This is a genomic window from Pseudomonas sp. dw_612 (assembly GCF_018449725.1).
Lineage (GTDB): Bacteria > Pseudomonadota > Gammaproteobacteria > Pseudomonadales > Pseudomonadaceae > Aquipseudomonas.
Map to the genome: position 1 here is coordinate 390,354 of NZ_JAAVVC010000001.1, position 20,766 is coordinate 411,119.

The 20,766-nt window shown below is 59.0% G+C and carries 21 protein-coding genes; 9 read left to right on the forward strand and 12 right to left on the reverse strand.

Annotation, left to right across the window (positions count from 1 at the left end; all coding sequences use genetic code 11):
- Positions 1 to 16: 16 nt before the first annotated feature.
- Together HB680_RS01840 and HB680_RS01845 are read right to left on the reverse strand one after the other, a co-directional pair.
- Complete coding sequence (locus HB680_RS01840) at positions 17 to 2,236, reverse strand: polysaccharide biosynthesis tyrosine autokinase (RefSeq protein WP_213936885.1); 2,220 nt, start codon at positions 2,234 to 2,236, stop codon at positions 17 to 19.
- A gap of 39 nt (positions 2,237 to 2,275) precedes the next feature.
- Complete coding sequence (locus tag HB680_RS01845; RefSeq protein WP_213937103.1) at positions 2,276 to 2,716, reverse strand: low molecular weight protein-tyrosine-phosphatase; 441 nt, start codon at positions 2,714 to 2,716, stop codon at positions 2,276 to 2,278.
- A 298-nt stretch (positions 2,717 to 3,014) separates the two neighbouring features.
- Here HB680_RS01845 and HB680_RS01850 point away from each other — a divergent pair, with 298 nt between their 5' ends.
- A complete protein-coding gene (locus HB680_RS01850; protein ID WP_213936886.1) occupies positions 3,015 to 3,965 on the forward strand; it encodes a glycosyl hydrolase family 5 in 951 nt (316 codons plus the stop codon).
- A 188-nt stretch (positions 3,966 to 4,153) separates the two neighbouring features.
- Positions 4,154 to 5,080, forward strand: a complete 927-nt coding sequence (tal, locus tag HB680_RS01855) for a transaldolase (RefSeq protein WP_123403444.1) — start codon at positions 4,154 to 4,156, stop codon at positions 5,078 to 5,080.
- Between the two features lie 185 nt (positions 5,081 to 5,265).
- Here tal and rssC read toward each other — a convergent pair whose 3' ends face one another.
- Both rssC and rssB read right to left on the reverse strand, forming a co-directional pair.
- Positions 5,266 to 5,748, reverse strand: a complete 483-nt coding sequence (gene rssC, locus HB680_RS01860) for an anti-sigma factor antagonist RssC (protein WP_007935262.1) — start codon at positions 5,746 to 5,748, stop codon at positions 5,266 to 5,268.
- Complete coding sequence (gene rssB, locus HB680_RS01865) at positions 5,748 to 6,929, reverse strand: two-component system response regulator RssB (protein ID WP_123512298.1); 1,182 nt, start codon at positions 6,927 to 6,929, stop codon at positions 5,748 to 5,750. The genes rssC and rssB overlap by 1 nt, the downstream gene beginning before the upstream one ends.
- A 276-nt stretch (positions 6,930 to 7,205) precedes the next feature.
- Here rssB and HB680_RS01870 point away from each other — a divergent pair, with 276 nt between their 5' ends.
- Positions 7,206 to 7,505 (forward strand): PilZ domain-containing protein, encoded by a 300-nt coding sequence (locus HB680_RS01870; protein ID WP_213936887.1) that lies wholly within the window; start codon positions 7,206 to 7,208, stop codon positions 7,503 to 7,505.
- Positions 7,506 to 7,566: 61 nt separating this feature from the next.
- Here the strand turns inward: HB680_RS01870 and HB680_RS01875 are convergent, their stop codons facing one another.
- Positions 7,567 to 8,256 carry a VacJ family lipoprotein gene (locus HB680_RS01875; protein WP_213936888.1) on the reverse strand — a complete coding sequence of 230 codons (690 nt, stop codon included), beginning with the start codon at positions 8,254 to 8,256 and terminating at the stop codon, positions 7,567 to 7,569.
- A 199-nt stretch (positions 8,257 to 8,455) separates the two neighbouring features.
- Here HB680_RS01875 and HB680_RS01880 point away from each other — a divergent pair, with 199 nt between their 5' ends.
- Entirely contained in the window at positions 8,456 to 9,076 is a 621-nt protein-coding gene (locus HB680_RS01880; protein ID WP_213936889.1) for an HAD family phosphatase, read from the forward strand.
- A 109-nt stretch (positions 9,077 to 9,185) separates the two neighbouring features.
- On the forward strand, positions 9,186 to 9,449 hold the full coding sequence (locus tag HB680_RS01885; RefSeq protein ID WP_213936890.1) for a DUF4404 family protein: 264 nt from the start codon (positions 9,186 to 9,188) through the stop codon (positions 9,447 to 9,449).
- Between the two features lie 146 nt (positions 9,450 to 9,595).
- Here HB680_RS01885 and queF read toward each other — a convergent pair whose 3' ends face one another.
- Positions 9,596 to 10,426: an NADPH-dependent 7-cyano-7-deazaguanine reductase QueF gene (gene queF, locus HB680_RS01890; protein WP_213936891.1), complete on the reverse strand. Its 831-nt coding sequence runs from the start codon at positions 10,424 to 10,426 to the stop codon at positions 9,596 to 9,598.
- Positions 10,427 to 10,487: 61 nt separating this feature from the next.
- Positions 10,488 to 11,009, reverse strand: coding sequence for a cupredoxin family protein (locus HB680_RS01895; RefSeq protein ID WP_213936892.1), 522 nt, complete (start codon positions 11,007 to 11,009; stop codon positions 10,488 to 10,490).
- Between the two features lie 172 nt (positions 11,010 to 11,181).
- Here HB680_RS01895 and HB680_RS01900 point away from each other — a divergent pair, with 172 nt between their 5' ends.
- Together HB680_RS01900 and HB680_RS01905 are read left to right on the forward strand one after the other, a co-directional pair.
- Positions 11,182 to 11,862, forward strand: a complete 681-nt coding sequence (locus tag HB680_RS01900; RefSeq protein ID WP_213936893.1) for a heavy metal response regulator transcription factor — start codon at positions 11,182 to 11,184, stop codon at positions 11,860 to 11,862.
- Entirely contained in the window at positions 11,862 to 13,211 is a 1,350-nt protein-coding gene (locus tag HB680_RS01905) for a heavy metal sensor histidine kinase (protein WP_213936894.1), read from the forward strand. Before HB680_RS01900 ends, HB680_RS01905 begins: the two co-directional genes overlap by 1 nt.
- 125 nt (positions 13,212 to 13,336) lie before the next feature.
- Here the strand turns inward: HB680_RS01905 and HB680_RS01910 are convergent, their stop codons facing one another.
- From HB680_RS01910 to HB680_RS01920, 3 genes are all read right to left on the reverse strand, one after another.
- On the reverse strand, positions 13,337 to 14,581 hold the full coding sequence (locus tag HB680_RS01910; protein ID WP_213936895.1) for a lipoprotein-releasing ABC transporter permease subunit: 1,245 nt from the start codon (positions 14,579 to 14,581) through the stop codon (positions 13,337 to 13,339).
- Positions 14,582 to 14,646: 65 nt separating this feature from the next.
- A complete protein-coding gene (lolD, locus tag HB680_RS01915) occupies positions 14,647 to 15,330 on the reverse strand; it encodes a lipoprotein-releasing ABC transporter ATP-binding protein LolD (RefSeq protein WP_213936896.1) in 684 nt (227 codons plus the stop codon).
- A 7-nt stretch (positions 15,331 to 15,337) separates the two neighbouring features.
- Positions 15,338 to 16,588, reverse strand: coding sequence for a lipoprotein-releasing ABC transporter permease subunit (locus tag HB680_RS01920; protein WP_213936897.1), 1,251 nt, complete (start codon positions 16,586 to 16,588; stop codon positions 15,338 to 15,340).
- Between the two features lie 94 nt (positions 16,589 to 16,682).
- On the opposite strand from HB680_RS01920, the gene HB680_RS01925 reads away from it, so the two are divergent.
- Both HB680_RS01925 and HB680_RS01930 read left to right on the forward strand, forming a co-directional pair.
- Positions 16,683 to 17,264 carry a PilZ domain-containing protein gene (locus tag HB680_RS01925; protein WP_213936898.1) on the forward strand — a complete coding sequence of 194 codons (582 nt, stop codon included), beginning with the start codon at positions 16,683 to 16,685 and terminating at the stop codon, positions 17,262 to 17,264.
- A gap of 13 nt (positions 17,265 to 17,277) precedes the next feature.
- Positions 17,278 to 18,000 carry a glycerophosphodiester phosphodiesterase family protein gene (locus HB680_RS01930; RefSeq protein WP_213936899.1) on the forward strand — a complete coding sequence of 241 codons (723 nt, stop codon included), beginning with the start codon at positions 17,278 to 17,280 and terminating at the stop codon, positions 17,998 to 18,000.
- A gap of 42 nt (positions 18,001 to 18,042) precedes the next feature.
- Here the strand turns inward: HB680_RS01930 and sthA are convergent, their stop codons facing one another.
- Together sthA and HB680_RS01940 are read right to left on the reverse strand one after the other, a co-directional pair.
- Positions 18,043 to 19,437, reverse strand: a complete 1,395-nt coding sequence (gene sthA, locus HB680_RS01935) for a Si-specific NAD(P)(+) transhydrogenase (protein ID WP_007907752.1) — start codon at positions 19,435 to 19,437, stop codon at positions 18,043 to 18,045.
- 207 nt (positions 19,438 to 19,644) lie between these two features.
- Complete coding sequence (locus HB680_RS01940; RefSeq protein ID WP_256735444.1) at positions 19,645 to 20,589, reverse strand: FAD:protein FMN transferase; 945 nt, start codon at positions 20,587 to 20,589, stop codon at positions 19,645 to 19,647.
- Positions 20,590 to 20,766 lie beyond the last annotated feature (177 nt).

The window sequence follows — 20,766 nt, forward strand, 5'->3', positions numbered from 1 at the left end:
TAATGCCGATGCCGAATCAAGCCTTGTCGGACGCATACTCGTAGTTGTAATTACCGTAGCCGCCGTTGCCGTAATAGCTCGCGGCACGCTTCTCGACGCCGTTGAACACAGCGCCTTTCAACTGGATACCGTTCTGGGCAAATCGACGAATCGTCAGTTCAATCTCTTTGGCGGGGTTCACGCCGAAACGGGTAACGATCAGGCTGATGGCTGCTTCACGCCCGACAATCGCAGCGTCGGTCACCGCCAGCAGCGGCGGCGTATCGATGATCACCACGTCATACAGGTCGCTGAGTTGCGCCAGCAGGTCGCGAAAGTTCGCGTGCATCAACAGCTCCGACGGGTTGGGCGGGACCTGTCCGCGACTGATGAAATGCAGGTTCTCGACCTCGGTTTCGTGAATGCCCTGCTCCAGGCTGCAACGCTTGACCAACAAGTCCGACAAGCCATTGGTGATCGGTGTGTTGAGCGTCTTGTGCAGATGCCCTTTGCGCATGTCAGCATCGATCAGCACCACTTTTTGCCCGCTTTGCGCCATGACCGCCGCGAGGTTGGACGAGACGAAGGTCTTGCCGACCTGCGGGCTCGGACCGGAAATCATGATGCGGTTGTTGGTCGAGTCCAGCCCGGCGAAGTGCAGGCAGGTGCGCAAACTGCGGATCGATTCGATCGACAGGTCAGTCGGGTTACGCAGGGCCAACAGGAACGCCTGCCGCCGCGATTCGTCACTCGGGCGCAGTTTTTTGCTGTCCTCTTCCTGCTGCAACACGCTGTAGGGAATCGACGCATACACCGGCAACCCGAGTTGTTCGATGGCCTCCGGCCCTTCCAGGCCGCGACTCAGCGATTTGCGCACCAGCACCACGGCGACGCCGACAAACCCGCCGAGGAACGTCGCGATCAGCACGATCAAAGCCTTGCGCGGTTTGACCGGGGTGGTCTTGTCGACATCCGCCGCATCGATTAGCCGCGCGTTGCCCACCGCCCCGGCCCGGACAATGTCCAGTTCCTGGGATTTGTTCAGCAACTGGGTGTAGATCTGCGAGGCGACTTCCACGTCGCGGGTCAGGTTCAGCAACTCCTGTTGCGTGGCGGGCAGGTCCTGAACCTTGCTCTCCAGACTCTTCTGCTGACGGGTCAATTCGCCAATCTGTGCCATCAACGCGCGATAGACCGGATGCTGCTTGGTGAACTTGCGATCCAGCTCCGCCTGTTGCAGTTTCAACTCTGAAATACGCGTATCGAGGGTGACGATCTGTTCCAGCACCGATTGGGTTTCGAGGGAAATATTGACCGTCTTGCCGCGTGTTTGATAACCGTTGAGCGCGTCACTGGCCTTGATCAGGTCGTGCTTGACCTGCGGCAGTTGAGCTTGCAGAAAGTCCAGACTTTGCGCCGCTTCCGCCGAGGTGCGCTCGACGTTTTGCTGCACATATAACGAGGCGACTTTATTGAGGATCTTCACGGCCTGGGCGTAATCAGCGCTGGCCAGGGCCAGGCGGATAATCCCCGATTCCTTGCCTTGCTCGGACACATCCAGGTCATCCTGATAATCCAGGATGGTGACGATTCTCGGACTGCGCACCACTTGGAAACGGGTGCCAGGATTGGCCGTCAGATCGGCGATCCGTCCCTCGACGCCGTTTTGCACAAAGGCTTCGCCGACGGCGCCGTCCACCAGCAGGTTGTCGTTGTCATCGAACAACTGGAATCGCGGCTGCTCGCCGGCGACCAGTGTCAGCTTCTTGCCCAACAATTCTTCCGGCAAGTTGAGCTGGGCGATGTCCAGGCGTTCGCCGCCCCAGGCGTAGCTGTTCAGGCCGAAACGCGGAGGCGCTACGGAGTCGCCCTTGTAGCGCCGGGCCAGAAAGCCGCCAATGACCGGGAAGGTGTTGGGCGTGACGTCGATATCCAGGTGCAGATCGTCGACGGTTTTGCCGATCACCGCGCGGGACTTGATGATGCCGATCTCGGTCACCGACGGCGATTGACCATTGAGCATGCTGTTGAGGTCGGAGAAACCGAGCATGTCGTTCTTTTTCGGTTCGACCTGCACCACGGCGTTCGCCAAGTACACCGGCGTCGCCAAAATCGCATAGGCCACGCCGGTCAGCATAAATGCACCGGTGAGCGCGCCGATCAACCATTTCTGATCAATTAAACTGCCGAATATTCCGAGAAGATCAATATCATCTCGCTCGTTGTCCCGGGTGCCGACTACTGACGGTAACTGCATAAGTGAATTCTTACCATTTACTGATCTGAAAATTATTCATCAATGCCCAAGCCGCTGCGCCCATGAGCAAACAGCATCTTCAATCAATGCATGGGCATGAATAAAAGCTGCTTTTCCTTGACGATACGGGTCTTGTATTTCTCGCTCACTCTGCCACTTGCCGAGAAGAAACACTTTGCCCCTGGCGTGCGATGCAATCTTCAGCACTTGGCTTACATGCTGTTTTTCCATGACCAGAATCAGGTCCGATTCATTAACGATGTCCGGAGTGATTTGCCGGGCCTTGAACGCTTCAGCGCTATGTCCATGGGCCTCCAGCACCTGGCGTGCCGCAGGCTCCATGGCCTCGCCAACACGAGCGCTAAGGCCCGCGGAGGTCACGGTGATGGAGGAAGAGGCCAGCGCGTTACGCAGCAGCATTTCTGCGGTCGGACTTCGGCATATATTGCCTACGCAGACGACAAGGATCTTTTTGAACAAGGCAACGCTTCCCGTGTAATGTCGAATCAACCAATGCGTCGCGGGGATTTGAGTGAACCACGGGTTCATCCCGCACTCAGAAACGGATCAGCCTTGTTAATACAAGCGTATTAAGTACCACGACAGTCAAAAACCACCCAACCAGAATAAGCGGACCAAAAATAACGAACGTTTTCTAACAATGGCCATCCGACAAAACATAACAGTCGTGCACTTAGCGACTTCATCGCTATCGAACTAATAGCAGCCAAAAACCAATAATCAATGTTATTTCCAGCTCCACGAGAGGGAATTCGCCATGCATTTCAAACGCCTTGCCGCTTCCACGCTGCTGATACTCAGCAGTCAGGTTCACGCCAGCGCACTGTTCCCCGCCCTGGCCGCCAACAAGACCTTCGGTGTCCAGGCCAAGATCCAGACATTCACCGCCGCCGATGCCGGGCAGATCAAAGCGTCGGGGTTCGGGTTTGTGCGTTTTGGCGTGTGGACCAACAGCCTGGCTGACGCGGCGTATCAAAAACAGATCAGCGATGCGTTCGCCGTCGCCAAAGCCGCCGGACTGCCGGTGTTGATGACCATTCGCTCGACCGAAGCGCTGACGGCCGCGCCCGGCAACGCCAAGGCACTCGCGGCGGCGGGAGCCGTGTTCGCCCAGTCGATAGTTGCTTTGGAACAGTCCTACCGTACGCAATTGGTGGCCATTGAAATCTGGAATGAGCCGGACCTGGCAAAGTATTGGCCGACCAGCCACTTCGAGACGACGTTTGTGCCGTTCATGAGCGCGGTGTGCCAATCCCTGGGGCCAAAAGCGTCAGCCACGCCGCTGATTGGCTTCGGCTTCGCGAAAGCACCGAGCGCCGGGTCCGCGTCTACCGTGGCACTGAACCGGATCGTCAGTGAATACCCCAAATGCCTGAGCGCGATTTCCTATCACCCCTATGGCCTGACCGGTGCGCAGATCAGCACTGCCCAGGCGTTCATTCAGCAGAACTTCCATCTGCCGGGGGTGATCAGCGAGTGGGGAGTGTCGGCGCTCAGCTCCAACGGCGGGGACGACGGGCAGGCCAGTAAAGTCAGCACCTTCATCGCCGATGTGAAAAAACTCAATATCCCGCTGACGTCCCTTTATGAATGGAAGAACAGTGATTCGGGCGGCAATGACCGGGAGCGGAATTTTGGCCTGCTGACGTCTGATGGTCAGCCGAAGCCTGCACAACTGGCGGTCGAGACACTGCTGAATGCACAGTAGGAAGCGTTAACGGTCAGTTGCTTTGAACCTGTGCCCCGATTTGGCATCGTATTTACCGATACCACGCCCCTGCATTCAAACACCTGTTTTCAGGATGTTGCCATTGGGGCCATCGATACGCACACCCGCCCTTGAGTGGCTGTCAGCGCTCGGGTAATGTCATCAGACCCATAGGACAGAGCACGCCCATGACTTCCAAGCTGGAACAACTCAAACAAATCACCACCGTCGTTGCCGATACCGGCGACTTCGAAGCCATCGCTCGCGTTAAACCCGTTGACGCTACCACCAACCCTTCCCTGCTGCTCAAAGCGGCGGCCATTCCCGGTTACGCCGAGCTGCTGAACGCCTGCGTGCATGACTGCAAGGGCGACGTGGGCCTGGCCAGCGACCGTTTTGGCGTCGCGGTAGGGCAAGAAATCCTGAAAGTGGTGCCGGGCCGCATTTCCACCGAAGTGGATGCACGTCTTTCGTTCGACACTGACGCCGTATTGAAGCGCGCGCACCGTCTGATCGAGCTGTACGACAAGGCCGGCATTGGCCGTGACCGCGTACTGATCAAGATCGCCTCCACCTGGGAAGGCATCCGCGCCGCCGAGATCCTGGAAAAGGAAGGCATCCAGACCAACCTGACCCTGCTGTTCTCCTTCGCTCAGGCCGCCGCTTGTGCTGACGCGGGCGTGTTCCTGATTTCGCCGTTCGTGGGCCGCATCTACGACTGGTACAAGAAGGCCAACGGCAACGACTACACCGGCGCGGATGATCCGGGCGTGCAGTCGGTGACCCGCATCTATAACTACTACAAGGCCAACGACTACAAAACCGTCGTGATGGGCGCTAGCTTCCGTAACCTGAATCAAATCGAGCAACTGGCAGGCTGCGATCGCCTGACCATCAGCCCGGACCTGCTGGAGAAACTGGCGGCAGATAACGGCAAGCTGGAGCGCAAATTGGCGCCAGGCCATGCTGGCGAAGCACGTCTGAGCCTGAACGAAGCGCAGTTCCGTTGGTTGTCCAACGAAGATGCGATGGCGACCGAGAAACTGGCTGAAGGTATTCGCCAGTTTGCCCGGGATCAGGAAAAGCTTGAGGCGTTGCTGCAAGCCAAGCTGTGATCTAGTCCAACGCAATGCAAAAAGGGCGAACCCTCACGGGTTCGCCCTTTTTTGTGTGTTGAATTCGCCGCTTGACCAATGTGGGAGCGGGCTTGCTCGCGAAAGCGGTGGGTCAGTCAACATCTATGCTGGCTGATACACCGCTTTCGCGAGCAAGCCCGCTCCCACAAGGGAACTGCTCGGGATCAATGCCGCTCCAGCGCATTCACCAGATCATGAAACGCTTCACGATTGGAGTCGTTCAGGCCCATGAGGATCTTGTGCGCTTCGAGCACTTTGATCCGCACCACTTCTTCGGACTGATCCTGGTCTGGCAGGTCGGTCAGGCACTCAGGGCATGGGATCGGACGGTCAACAATGTTGAACACTTGCTCGAAGCCCATGGACTGCAGCAGACGGGTGATGTCTTCGTGGGTGGTGACGACGGTCGGCAGCAAGCCGACCTTCTGCCGCGACAGGATCGACAGTTTGGCCAACAGGCCCAACGTGGTGCTGTCGATGCTGCGGGTTTCGGTCAGGTCGATCACGATCGCGTTGAAGTTCAACGCCGTGAAGATCCGCTCAATAGTCGCATCCAACGCCGAACACAGGGTCAGGCGAACTTCACCGACGAACTTCAGGACGAAGGTGCCATCCTGCTCGGCGAACTGGATTCTACCGGTACTCATTAAAGATTCCTGCTCAACACCAACAGGGCGATATCATCCGGCATCTCCCCCAGCGTGGCCAATCCAAAAACCTGCCGCAGCCCATCCAGGGTGCCGCCCGCAGCCTTGACCCGTTGGGGCAACGCCGCTTCTTTCTCTTTGAGTGTGGGTTCTGGCAAAAGGTCCAGAATGCCATCAGACATCAGCGTCAGGCTGAACGTCGGAGGCAATTCCATCACGTGGTCTTCATAGGTGGCTTCATTGAAGAGGCCCACCGGCAAACCACGCCCTTCCAGATAACGAACACTGTCTGGCGTGTACAACACAGGCAACGGCAGATGACCGCCGATGCTATAGGTCAACAAACCTGTCTCCTCGTCGATGACACCACCGACCATTGTGACGTGTTTACCCAGCTTACAACTGATCAGGCCTCGGTTGATATGACCAAGTACCTCTGAAGGCTTGAATTCTGGCAACGTGCCATTGCGCTTGGATTCGAACAGCAAGCGCGTGGTCATGAATTTCAGCAGCACGGTGACGAAGGCTGAAGAGGCGCCATGACCGGAAACGTCCGCCAGGTAGAAGGCTACCCGACGCTCGTCGACCCGAAAGTAGTCGACGAAATCACCCGACAGGTACAGCGACGGGATGATCTGGTGAGCGAACTGGAACTCGTCGATGGTCCAGGGACTGACCGGCAGCATGTTCATCTGCACCTGGCGACCGGCGTTCTGGTCTTCCTGGAGCAGGTTCAGGCTGGCTTCGAGTTCGCGGTTGGCCTTTTCCAGCTTGTCGCGGTAGCGCTGGTTTTCCAGCAGCAGCCGCGCACGATCCAGGGCCCGGCGCACGGAGTGCTCGAGCACGGCCAGATCTTCGAGAGGCTTGATCAGGTAGTCCGCCGCGCCCAGGCGCAGCGCCTCGACCGCATCGTTCATCACGCCGGCACCCGACACCACGATGACCGGGGTTTGCGGCGACAGCTCGGTGACCTGGCGAATGAGTTCGAGTCCGCCCATCTGCGGCATGCGCAGATCGCAGATGACCAAGTCGGGCTTGTCTTGCTCGAATACCTGAAGACCCTGCTGGCCATTGCTGGCTTGCAGGACACTGAAACCACTGTCTTCCAAATAGGCGGCGAGGCTCGCGCGCACTACTTCGTCATCATCGATTATCAGCAGCGTGGCACTGGTTTTTGGCATGTGGGCAAACGGCGCCAGAATTAGGTTGGCGTAGCAGGCAGGGGTTTTATCCCGGCTCACACTACTGGATTCGCTTTCTAGCCTCTCTGTTGCACTGTTTTAGAGCGTTTGCCCTACACACAGGTCCACCAGAGGTGCCCTTCTAAGGCGCAGACGGTACTCCCATCCGCGGGGCGTTTCAAGCTCACGCCGATGGTCGCTTGACGTCTTTACTTCTCAAATCACCGGGAGTTATAAGAACAGGCAAAACCGTAACCCAATGGAAGGATCGAGCCCATGAGTCAAACCGATCGGGACTACAGCGAAAAGCGCGATTTCATCCGCATGCGAGTCGATGCCGATGTGTCGCTGATTCACGAGGGCGATGAGGTGCCAGCCGTCTGCATCGACCTTTCCAGCAGTGGCATGCAGGTGGAGGCACCGCGTTTGTTCAAGGTCGGAGACCGGCTCAGCGTGCGGATCGATTCCGATCACGCGGCCCTCACGGGCCTTGAAGCCGACACCGAAGTGGTGTGGGTGAAGGAACAGGACGGTGGCAACCAGAAACTCGGGCTTACAATCTTGAAGATGAAATAAACGCAATCCAGAACCAAAGAAGGCGGCCCAATGGCCGCCTTCTTCGTTTTACCGCACTGAATCAGAAATCGTCTTCGACGTGGCCGTCTTTGACTTTGAATTCGCGATTCTGCAGGTAGGCATTGCGGATGAAGATGTACTTGTCGCCGTTGATCAGCTTCTCGGCGGACAGCAGGCTGGCGCGGGTGTCGACGATGTTCAGGCCGAAGATCGAGTTACGCACTGGCACGTCGTTGATGTAGCGGTACGGGCCGGTGTAGCCGTCGACGAACTTGGATGGCGCATCACGCAAAGTACTTGGGCCGAGCAATGGCAGCATCACGTACGGACCGCTGCCGACGCCCCAGTAGCCGAGGGTCTGGCCGAAATCTTCATCGCTGCGTTGCAGGCCCATCTTGGTGCCCACATCGAAGAAGCCCAGCACGCCAAAGGTGGTGTTGAAGATCAGGCGAGCAGTGTCGACGCCGGCGGCGGCCGGTTTGGCCTGCAGGATGTTGTTGGCCAGGTTGGTGACATCACCGACGTTGCGAAACATGTTGTGGATGCCGTCTTCCACGAACTGCGGCGTCACGAACTCATAGCCCTGGGCAATGGGTTTCAGCGCGTAGGTATCGACGAAATCGTTGAACTGGTAAATCGGGCGGTTGACGCTTTCCCAAGGATCATCTTCCGAAGCCGCCTGGGCGGCAAACGGAACCAGCAATACGCTGGCACACACACATAGCTGAGCGAGTTGATTGCTCCAGCGCATAGAAAACTCCTTGGATTGTACAGGCGCGGGCGCGCGGCCCAAGCGTAAAGGCGGCTAGTATAAGACGGAAAGTCAGGTTTAGGCAGCACTGTACGAGTCGACCTACGGAAGTTGCAGAACGACGGTGAGCGTTTCACATCACTGTCACTCAACTGTCACCGTCCTCCCATAGCCTTGTCGCTATTTCAGGGACGTTGATATGCCGCATGCCGACACCTTGCCCGTCGCCGCCCCCAGCCTGACCGCCGTGCTGTTCGGCCTCAGTGGTTGCCTGGTGGATTTCGGCGCCCGCACGCGCCAGCCCGGCGCGCCCTCCGCCGAACACGCCGAAGTCACCCCCGGCGCCCTCGATAGCCTGCGCAGTTTGCAGCACCTGCAGATTCCTTGCGCATGGCTCGATGAACTCCCCCCGGCCCTCAGCCACTCCCTGGCCGCAGGCCTGCCGGCGTGGATCAAACCTTCGCAACATCCAGCAACAATCAATCCATGGCCGGCCCCGAACGCCTGCTGGCAAGCCTTGATGGCGTTGAACGTAGAACGCCTGGACGGTTGCGTGCTGGTCAGCGGTGAACCGCGATTGCTGCAAGCCGGACTCAATGCCGGGCTGTGGACCATTGGCCTGGCGTCCTGCGGTTCACTGTGCGGGCTGGCGCCGAATGAATGGCAAGCCTTGAGTCAAAAGGAGCGCGAACAGCTGCGCGGCAAGGCAACGGTGCAGCTGTTTGGCCTGGGGGTGCATTCGGTGATCGATCACCTCGGCGAGCTCGACACCTGCCTAGCGGACATCAGTTTGCGTCGGCTCAAGGGCGAAAAGCCCTGATCGAGATCATGCAGGTTACCCGTGAGTGGATTAATCTAAAGGTCAGCCATAGACCTTTGGCGTGCTGCTGCGGTCTATGCCAGTGCCTATCGATAAAAGGAAGAACGCCATGCCTGCCCGCGAACTGCAAGAACAGCTCAATACCCTGCGCGAGCAATTGGAACAGAATCCGCCGCTGTCCGACTCCGAGCGCGCCGACCTGCACGCGTTGATGCAACAGATCGAACTTGAACTTGAACTCGAAACCAAGACCCAGGATTCCAGCCTCGCCGATGGCGTGAACCTGGCCGTCGAGCGCTTCGAACTCGAACACCCCGCCATTGCAGGCACCTTGCGCAACATCGTGCAAACGCTGGGCAATATCGGGATCTGAACCCGCCAGATACAAAAAAGCCCTGCTAGCGATAGCGGGGCTTTTTCATTTCACAGCGTTGAAATCAAAAGATCGCAGCCTGCGGCAGCTCCTACCCTGGAATGCATTTCCCAGTAGGAGCTGCCGCAGGCTGCGATCTTTTGATCTTATTGGCGGACCAGACGATGGTTCGGCAGTTGCACCGCCTCAGTGCTGCGATACGGGTTGATATCCAACCCACCCCGCCGCACATACCGCGCATACACCGTCAATTTCTCCGGCTTAAGCAACCGTTGCAGGTCGAGGAAGATCCGTTCCACGCACTGCTCATGGAAATCCGAGTGCTGGCGAAAGCTGACGATGTATTCCAGCAAACTCGCGTGATCCAGCGCTGCGCCACGGTATTCCACCGCCACGCTGCCCCAGTCCGGCTGACTGGTGACCGGGCAGTTGGATTTGAGCAAATGGCTGTGCACGCTCTCTTCGACAATGCGTGAATCATCGCAACGCAACAGTTCCGGGCGTGGGTGCTCGTAGTTGCTGACGCTGATGTCCAGCCCATCGATGCACACGCCGGGCAAGGCCACGACGCCTTCCGCCTCGACATCCTTCAAGCTGCGAATCCGCACGCCAACCGGCTTACCGGCCGCCGCCGACAGGTCTTTCACCAGCGTGGCTTCAAGGCTCGCGGTGTCGGCGAACGGTGTCTGGTTCAGGGAGTTGAGGTACAGCTTGAACGACTTGGATTCGATGATGTTCGGCGAATCCGCCGGGATGCTGAATTCACCGATCGCCACCACGGGCTTGCCCGATGGCAGCAGCCACGACAGCTCGAAGCAATTCCAGAAATCAACACCTTTATACGGCAGGGTGTCTGCCGTCAGGCCCAGCTCGGCCCATTTCGCGGTGCGTGGGATCGGGAATAACAAGGACGGCGTGTAGGTGGCGATGTATTCGCTGGATTTGCCCAGCGGCGAATGTTCGGCTGCGGGATGCATGGCGGAAACCTGACTGAAGAATCAGCGGATTCTATCAGCCTTTGCGCCCGCCTTTGAGTGCTTACTGACTGACAGTCAGTTTGCCGACCATGCCCGCCTGATAGTGCCCCGGGATATTGCAGGCAAATTCCAGGCTGGTGGCCTTGGTGAAGGTCCAGGTCAGCTCGGCGGTTTTGCCCGGTGGCACGAGCACGCTGTTGGGGTCGTCGTGTTTCATTCCGTGATCCATGCCCGCCATCGACCCGTGGTCCATTTCCTTCATGGCTGTAGGCGTGAGCATGCCACTTTGCTGCATCTTGAGCATTTCCTGCTGGTGCGCGGCATGCATCGCCACGTCGCCGAGGTTGAATTCGTGCAGCAACTGGCCTTTATTCACCAACACAAAACGAATCGTCTCACCGGCCTTGATGTCGATGCTCTTTGGATCGAAGGACATATCGCCCATCACCACTTCCACGCTGCGGCTGGCCTTGGCCGCCGGGGCCGGTTGGCCAAAGTCGTAGGTCTGCGCCGGCGAGGCCCACACCGTCGAACTCAACGCCAGCAAACACGCAGCCAGCACCAGACGATTGCGCAAAAACATAGTCGTACTCCAACAAGATAAGGTTCAGCCTGTGGAAAACTCTAAACTGACACGCCTGCCCGTAACCTGACAGCCAGATTACAACTTTGTCAGGTTGGCCGGCATTGCGGCCACCCACGGTATAAAGCGCTCGTTCCACTTAAACAGAGCTATTTATTCAAAAGAGCTATTCATGAAACTGCTGATCGTCGAAGACCAAGCGAAAACCGGCCACTACTTGCGCCAGGGCCTGACCGAGGCCGGTTTCAATACCGAACTGGTGGCCGACGGCAGCACTGGCCAGCAATTGGCGCTGACCGGCGATTACGCGCTGCTGATCCTAGACGTGATGCTGCCCGGCCGCGATGGCTGGCAGATTCTCCAAGCCGTCCGTGGTGCCGGTCTCGACACGCCAGTCCTGTTTCTGACCGCCCGAGATGCGGTGGAGGACCGGGTTCACGGCCTCGAACTGGGCGCCGACGATTATCTGGTCAAACCTTTTGCCTTTTCCGAATTACTGGCCCGGGTCCGCAGCCTGTTGCGGCGTGGCAGCGGCTCGCCTCAGGAAACCACCTTGCAACTCGCCGATTTGCGCCTGGACCTGATCCGCCGCCGGGTCGAACGCAGCGGTCAACGCATCGACCTCACCGCCAAGGAATTCGCCCTGCTGGAAATGCTCCTGCGCCGCCAAGGTGAAGTGCTGCCCAAATCGCTGATCGCTTCCCAGGTGTGGGACATGAATTTCGACAGCGACACCAATGTCATCGAAGTGGCGATCCGCCGTCTGCGCCTGAAGATCGACGACGATTTCCCCAACAAGCTGATCCACACCGTGCGCGGCATGGGTTACGTCCTCGAAGAGCGCGACGCCTGATGCGCCGACTGTCCTTGAGCAATCGCCTGGCCCTGCTATTTGCGGCTTGCACCGCTGTGGTGTCGTTGTTTGCCGGGGTGTTGTTCAGCCGCGCCAGCGAAGCGCATTTCGTTGAGCTCGATCAGCAATTGCTCGACGGCAAGCTGATCGGCTTGCGTCGGGCGCTGCATGACCTTCAATCCAGTGAAAGCGAAGTGAAACTGCAAGATGAGCTGAGCCGACAGGCTGATTTGTCGCTGCGCATTACTGGCAGCGATGGCCAGCGCTGGTATGACAGCTCCATTCGATTGCCCAAGGAACTCCCGCAAACTCCGGGTTTATCGACCCTGAGCAGCAACGGCACCGACTATCGCGTCCTTCACGCCCCGCTGTTCCCCGACAAACCCGACTCGCCGCAACTGACACTATTGCTGGACATCACCCATCACCAACACTTCCTGCAACGCATGCAACACTTGATCTGGCTGACGGTTGGCCTCTCGGCCCTGGCCACCGCCCTGCTCGGCGCCTGGGCGGCGCGTAGCGGTCTGCGCCCGTTGCGGCGCATGAGCGCGGTGGCCAGTGGCGTGTCGGCACACTCGCTCAACGCCCGGTTGCCGGAAGAGAACATGCCGCCGGAACTTGCGGAAATGGCCCACAACTTCAATGCCATGCTCGGACGGCTCGACGACTCTTTTCAACGGCTCTCGGCCTTCTCCGCCGACATCGCCCATGAACTGCGCACACCGCTGTCGAACCTGCTGACCCACACCCAGGTCACCCTCACCCGCCCGCGCCCGATCGAGGATTACCGCGAGGCGCTGCACAGCAACCTCGAAGAGCTGCAGTGGATGGCGCAACTGGTCAATGACATGTTGTATCTGGCCAAGGCGGATCATGGCTTGCTGATGCCCAAGCGCGAACCGCTGGAACTGGCGGAGGAAGTGGATGTGTTGCTGGAGTTCTTCGCGCCGCTGGCCGAGGACGCGCAGGTGAAACTGAGTCGTGATGGCAGCGCGCAGATGGAGGGCGATCGCAGCATGTTGCGCCGGGCGCTGTCCAATCTGCTGGATAACGCGTTGCGGTTTACGCCGGCCAATGGGGAGGTTCGGGTGCGGATTGTTGATCAGCCCAAAGGCTTGAGTATGACGGCTGAGAACAGTGGCGGCGGGATTGATGAGGCGTTGCTGCCGCGGTTGTTCGACCGGTTCTATCGGGCCGATCCGGCGCGTCAGGAAGGCAGTAGCGAGCATGCGGGGTTGGGGTTGGCGATTACCCAGTCGATCATTCGTGCCCATGGGGGTGTGATTCGTTGCGAATCGGAGAATGGGTGGACGCGGTTTGTGATTGAGTTGCCAAAAGAAAATTGAGGCTGCCAAGTCTGGCCCCTTCGCGAGCAAGCCCGCTCCCACATGGGATCTGAGTTGATCACAAATCTGTGGCTCAACTCGATCAACTGTGGGAGCGGGCTTGCTCGCGAAAGCGGTGTAACGACTTACGAATACCGCAACGCATGCGCCGGCTCGATCTTCGCCGCGCGCCACGCCGGATAAACCGTCGCCAGGAAGCTCAAGATGAACCCGGCGGAGCAGATCAACAACACATCCCCGCCCTGCAATTGCGACGGCAAGTTGCTGACGAAGTACACGTCCGAACTGAAGATGTGCTGCCCGCTGACGCGCTCCAGCCAACCCACCAGTTCACTGACGTTCAACGCCGCGATCACACCGAGTATGCCGCCGATCAAGGTCCCGACAATACCGATCACCGTGCCCTGCACCATGAAGATCGCCATGATCTGTCGCGGCGAGGCGCCGATGGTGCGCAGGATCGCGATGTCCGCGCCCTTGTCGTTCACCACCATGATCAATGTCGCGATGATGTTGAACGCCGCCACCGCGACGATCATCAGCAACAGCAGGCCGATCATGGTTTTTTCCATTTTCATGGCGCTGAACAGGCTGCCCTGGGTGTGGGTCCAGTCATCAGCCTTGTAAGCGGTGCCGAGGCCGTTGGCGATGTCGTTCGACACCTTCGGCGCCGCGTACAAATCCTTCACCGCCAGGCGCACGCTCTGCACCTGGTTCGGCTGCCAATGCTGCATCTGCGCGGCGTCGGCCATGTGAATCAACGCCATCGAACCGTCCAGTTCGGCGCCAACCTTGAACACACCAACCACGTTCAACCGCTGCATGCGCGGGGTGATGCCACCCGGTGCGCTGCTGACTTCCGGCACGATCAGGGTGATCTTGTCGCCAACGTTCAAACGGAAGCGCCGCGCAGTGATTTCACCGACCACCACGCCGAACTCGCCGGGTTTCAAGTCTTCGAGACGACCTTGCACGATGTGCTGCGCGACGATGGAGACCTTGCCTTCCTGCGCCGGGTCGATACCGCTGACCTGGATCGGCTGCATCGAGCCTTTATACGAGAGCATGCCTTCCATTTCGGTGAACGGCACGGCGGCGGTCACTTCCGGATTTTTCATCGCGGCGGCGGCCACGGGCTGCCAATCGTCGATCGGGTTCACGCCGACGATGGTCGCGTGGGGCACCATGCCGAGGATGCGCGAGCTCATTTCGCGCTGGAAACCGTTCATCACCGAGAGCACCACGATCATCGCCAGCACGCCCAGGGCGAGGCCGATCATCGAGGTCATCGAGATGAAGGAAACAAAGCGATTGCGGCGCTTGGCGCGGGTATAGCGCGTGCCGATAAAGATCGATAACGGTCTGAACATTCGCAGGGGCACCGTATAAAAATAAAAGACCCGACGCACTGTTCAGTACGCCGGGTTTCGGTCAATCAGATGGGCGTCAGGCAACCTTCCTGCAAATGCAGGACGCGATCCATCTGGCGGGCCAGGTTCATGTCGTGGGTCACCACCAGGAACGCGGTGCGCATCGAGGTGCTGAGTTCCAGCATCAAATCCTGAATGCCTTGCGCGGTGTGGGAGTCGAGGTTGCCGGTCGGCTCGTCGAGCATCACCAGGCCCGGGTTGTTCACCAGGGCACGCGCAATGGCCACACGTTGACGCTCGCCACCGGACAGTTCCGAAGGTTTGTGCTGCAGGCGATGCCCCAGCCCTACCCGCTCCAGCAACGCAGTGGCACGCTGGCGCGCTTCCGGGATCGCGGTCTTGCCGATCAGCAGCGGCATGCAGACGTTTTCCAGGGCGGTGAATTCCGGCAGCAAATGGTGGAACTGGTACACGAACCCGAGGGAACGGTTACGCAGCAAGCCACGATTTTTCTCGCTCAGGGCCGAGAGTTCTTCGCCATCGAGCCAGACGCTGCCCTTGGTCGGCGTATCGAGGCCACCCAGCAGGTTGAGCAAGGTACTTTTGCCCGAACCCGAGGTGCCGACGATCGCCACACGCTCACCCGGATGCAGTTCCAGTTGCAGACCGGCCAACACTTGCACCGACTCCGGGCCTTCCTCGTAGGATTTGCCCAGGTTACGGCAGCTCAAGATTGCTTTTTCACTCATGCCCGACTCACTCATAACGTAGCGCCTCCGCAGGCTGGGTGCGCGCGGCACGCCAGGCTGGATACAGGGTGGCGAGGAAACTCAGTACCAACGCGGCGGCGCAGACCATCAACACGTCCTGGCTCTGCACTTGCGACGGCAGGTAATCAATGAAGTACACGTCGGCGTTCAGGAATTTATGCCCGATCAAGCCTTCGAGGACCGAAATCGCGGCACTGACGTTCAACGCGGCGAAGATCCCGACCACAGCGCCGATCAGCGTCCCGACCACGCCAATGACCGTGCCCTGGACCATGAAGATCGCCATGATCGAACCCGGCGTCGCGCCAAGGGTGCGCAAAATCGCGATGTCGCCCTTCTTGTCGTTCACCACCATCACCAGCGTGGAGATGATGTTGAACGCAGCCACGGCGACGATCAGCAGCAATAGCAGACCGATCATGGCTTTTTCCATGCGAATCGCCTGATACAGGTTGCCGTGGGTGCGGGTCCAGTCACGCGCGTAGTAATGGTCTTCGCCGAGTTGCTGGGCGAGGGTCCATGCCACGCGTGGCGCCTGGAACAGGTCGTCGAACTTTAGGCGGATGCCTTGGACCTGATCCGGTTTCCAGCGGTGCAACTTCGCCAGATCCTGCAGGTTGGTCACACCCAGGTAGCCGTCCAGTTCACCGGCGCCGACATGGAAGATGCCGACCACGGTAAAGCGTTTCATGCGCGGGAACATCCCGGCCGGAGTCACGGTGACTTCCGGCGCGACGAACGTCAGCTTGTCGCCGATGGCCGCGCCGAGCTTGGCCGCCGCCTTGTCACCGATGACGATGCCAAAGCTGCCGGGAGTCAGGTCGTCGAGTTTGCCCTGCTGCATGAAGTTATCAATGATCGAGACCTGACGCTCCAGCGCCGGGTCGATGGCATTGAGCAACACCTTGGACACCTTACCGTTGTTGGTCAGCAGCCCCTGCATCTGGGTGAACGGCGCAACGGCCGTCACCTGCGGGTTCCGCTTGACCTTGGCGGCCAGACTTTGCCAATCGCTGATGGGTTCACCGGACTCGATGGTCGCGTGGGGCACCATGCCCAGCACGCGGGTGCGCATCTCATGATCGAAGCCGTTCATGACCGACAGCACGACGATCATCACGACCACGCCGAGGGCGAGCCCGATCATTGAAGTCAGGGAAATGAACGACACAAAATGATTGCGACGCTTTGCACGGGTATAACGCGTGCCAATAAATACGAAGAGAGGTCTGAACATGTCGGGGCTTGTTCGGAGGGAAAAGGAACGTCCTTGTGGCGGGGGTCGATAACCAGCTTTACACTCAGACCACCGCCGCTACCATGGGTTCGCCATGTCGACATTAGATGAAGAAGATCGCCGCGAATACTACCGTATCGAGGACACGATCGCACTGGAAATTCGGACCCTGTCCGCTCCCGAAGCCGCTGGCCAGGAAGTGTTGCAGGATGCTTCTCCCCTATTCAACCTGCTCAGCGAACTGCACCTGAGCGAATTCGAGTCGCAGCACCTGTTGCGCCAGATCAGTGAGCGCGACCGGGCGATTGCTGCATTCTTGAAGTCCCAGAACAAACGCATCGACCTGCTCAGCCAAGTGGTCGCCCTGACCGTGCTCGGGCAGATCGGCGAACCGCAACCGGTGATCATCTCCGAAGGCGGCATCGACTTTCAGCACCCGACGCCGATTGCGGTCGGCGCGCACCTGTCGGTCAAACTGGTCTTGATGCCGCAAGCGCTGGGTCTGTTGCTGCGGGCCAGGGTCACCCACTGCGACCGCAAGGGCGACGGCTACGACGTCGGTACCGAGTTCGAGTACCCGACCGATGCCCAACGCCAGTTGCTCGCCCGCTACATCTTGCAAAAGCAGGCCCAGGAACGACGTCTGGCCCGCGAACAAAACGAATCAGGCATTTAATTAAGGAAGAACCGTGACCCTCATCTACGGCCATCGCGGCGCCAAGGGCGAAGCACCGGAAAATACCCTGAGCAGTTTTCAGGAATGTCTCAAGCACGGCGTGCGCCGCTGCGAACTGGACCTGCACTTGTCCATGGACGGCGAGTTGATGGTCATCCATGACCCGACGCTCAAGCGCACCACCGACCGGCGCGGCAAAGTGGTCGAGCACACCGCCAAGGATCTGGTGACCTACGACGCACGCAAGGGTGGTCCGGGCTGGATCAAGCCGTGCCCGATCCCGACGCTGGAAGAACTGTTCGAGAAATGCGATTTCGAGCACTGGCAACTGGAAGTCAAAAGCGCTTCACGCACTCGCGCCGCGACCACTGTGCTGGCGATTCGTGAAATGGCGGTGCGTCACGGGCTGCTCGACAAAGTGACGATCACTTCAAGTTCCCGCGAAGTATTGAAAGCCGCGCTGGACCTGGTGCCGGACGTGTCCCGCGGATTGGTGGCCGAGTACGCCTGGCTCGACCCGCTGAAGGTCGCGCAAAGCTATGGCTGTGAGATTCTGGCGCTGAACTGGACCCTGTGTACGCCGGAACGCCTGCAGAAGGCGCAGCGTCAGGGGCTGCATGTGTCGGTATGGACAGTCAACGAGCCCGCGCTGATGCGCAGACTCGCCGACTTCGGCGTTGACAGCCTGATTACAGACTTTCCCGGTTTGGCCACTGCCACGCTCGAGAATTGCTGAAATCGGTCTCCCCGGCCGGCTCAGGCCACCGGCCGGAGCCGCTCAAAAAAGCCGGTTGAGGCCATCGTATGCCGCTACCCGATAGGCTTCGGCCATGGTCGGGTAGTTGAACGTCGTGTTGACGAAGTATTTCAGGGTGTTCAGTTCGCCCGGCTGGCTCATGATCGCCTGGCCAATGTGAACAATCTCCGACGCCTGATAGCCGAAGCAGTGAACGCCCAGCACTTCCAGGGTTTCACGGTGGAACAGAATCTTCAGCATGCCCTGGGGCTCGCCGGCGATCTGCGCACGCGCCATGCTCTTGAAGAACGCCTTGCCCACTTCGTATGGCACTTTGGCCTGGGTCAGCTCTTGCTCGTTCTTGCCGATCGAGCTGATCTCCGGAATCGTGTAGATGCCGGTCGGCACGTCATTCACGAAGCGCCAGCTGTTGTTATCGACGATGCTGCCAGCGGCCGAACGGCCCTGGTCATGCGCGGCACTGGCCAGGCTCGGCCAGCCGATCACGTCGCCGGCGCCGTAAATGTTCGGTACGCAGGTGCGGTAGGCTTCGTCGACTTCGATCTGGCCACGGCTGTTGACCTTCACGCCGATGTTTTCCAGACCCAACTGATCGGTGTTGCCGGTCCGGCCGTTGCACCAGAGCAAGGCGTCGGCCTTGATCTTCTTGCCGGACTTGAGGTGCAGGATCACACCGTTGTCCACGCCTTCGACGCGGTCGTAGTCTTCGTTGTGGCGAACCGTAATGTTGTTGTTGCTGAAGTGATAGCTCAGGGCCTGGGAAATTTCCGAGTCCAGGAAGCTCAGCAACTGACCGCGGTTGTCCACCAGCTCAACCAGCACACCCAGACCGCTGAAGATCGACGCGTATTCGCAACCGATCACGCCGGCGCCGTAAACAATGAGTTTGCGCGGGGTGTGGCCGAGGCTGAGGATGGTGTCGCTATCGTAGATACGCGGGTGATGGAAATCGATGTCCGCCGGGCGATAAGGACGCGAGCCGGTGGCGATGATTATGTGCTTGGCCACCAGTTTCTCGACCACGCCGTTGGCGCACACCACTTCGATGGTTTGCTCGTCGGCGAAGCTGCCAGTGCCGAAGAATACGTCGACGCGGTTACGGGCGTAGTAGCCAGTGCGCGAGGCGACTTGTTTGGAAATGACTTTTTCTGCGCTTTTCAGCACGTCCGGAAACGAGAACCAGCGCGGCTCACCAATGGCCCGGAACATCGGGTTGGTGTTGAACTGCATGATCTGCCGGACCGAGTGACGCAATGCCTTGGACGGGATGGTACCCAGGTGGGTGCAGTTGCCGCCGACCTGGCGACGGCTGTCGACCATCGCCACCTTGCGTCCTGCTTTGGCGGCGTTCATTGCCGCGCCTTCTCCCGCCGGGCCGGAACCCAGCACCACCACGTCGTAGTTGTAGACAGCCATGCGTACTCCTCAGAACAGGCCGCGGCGCCATCGGCACCTGCGGCTAAATCACGCCGATCTGCGGCGTGAAGGAACAATTTGGGGCCAGTGCAGAACCCGGACACAGTCTATAGAAGCGTCAACGCCGCGCACATTAACCCTTGGTCGCGTCGTAGGCTACTTTTGCCTGCACTACAACGCCAGTCTTCAATGCTTGAATCGCCGTAATCATTCGGTTTTGCCGCCACTGAGACGCTCAAAAGCCTGATTGGTCCGTGTGACGAAACCTGTATCGGCACGAATCACAAAGAATGCACCGATGTTGTGTTTTTGTGCGTAGTCCCATCCACGTTCGGGGCCGAGAATCAGCAATAGGGTGGATAAGCCATCGGCCATCAGGGTTGAAGGATTTATTACCGTGACGGACGCCAGGTTGTGGGTAATCGGCACGCCGGTGCGGGCATCGAAGGTGTGGGAATAGCGGCGGCCGTTTTGCTCGAAATAGTTGCGGTAGTCACCAGAAGTGGACACGCCGTAACCGTCGACGTTGATGATGCGTTCGGCCACTTGCTGGTCGTCCCGGGGTTCTTCCAGGGCGATCTTCCACGATGAACCATCGAGCTTCTTCCCGGCGGCCTTGAGCTCGCCAGTGGCTTCGGCGAGGTAGTTGTGGATGCCCATGCTGTCGAGTTTTGCGGCGATGGCGTCGACCGAGTAGCCGGCGGCGATGCTGTTGAAGTCGACTTCGACGGCGGCATCCTTGCACAGTTGATCGCCGTCGATACGCAGGTGCGTGTGGCCGACTCGCTGCATCGCGTTGGTGAGTGCCTCTGTGCTTGGGACTTCTTCTTCACGGGACTGTGGGCCGAAACCCCAGAGGTTCATCAGGGGTTCGACGGTCAGGTCGTAGGAGCCTTCGCTTTGTTGCGACAGTTGCTCACCGACGCGGACCAATTCGAGGATCGGTGCGGGCATGGTCTGACAGCGATTGGCGGGCAAATCGTTGAAGCGCTCGATGTCCGAGTCGCTGCGGTAGGTGGACATTTGTTGGTCGACGTCGGCGAGGATTTTTTCGACTTCGATTTGTACGGCTTTCGGCGCGGGTAAACCCTGGGTTCGTACGTACTTGATCGAATAGGTGCTGCCCATGGTCGGGCCGCCGAAGCTTTCCATGGAATCGCCGTTGTTGCAGCCGGATAGCGCAACGAACAGCAACAGGAAAAAACCCTTCTGCTTCACCAATCTCACATCCCCTGAATGCCCTGACACAACGCCGAAGCTGGCCATTATGCGACACAACTGTGGGAGCGGGCTTGCTCGCGAAGGCGGTGTGTCAGGCCACATTGATGT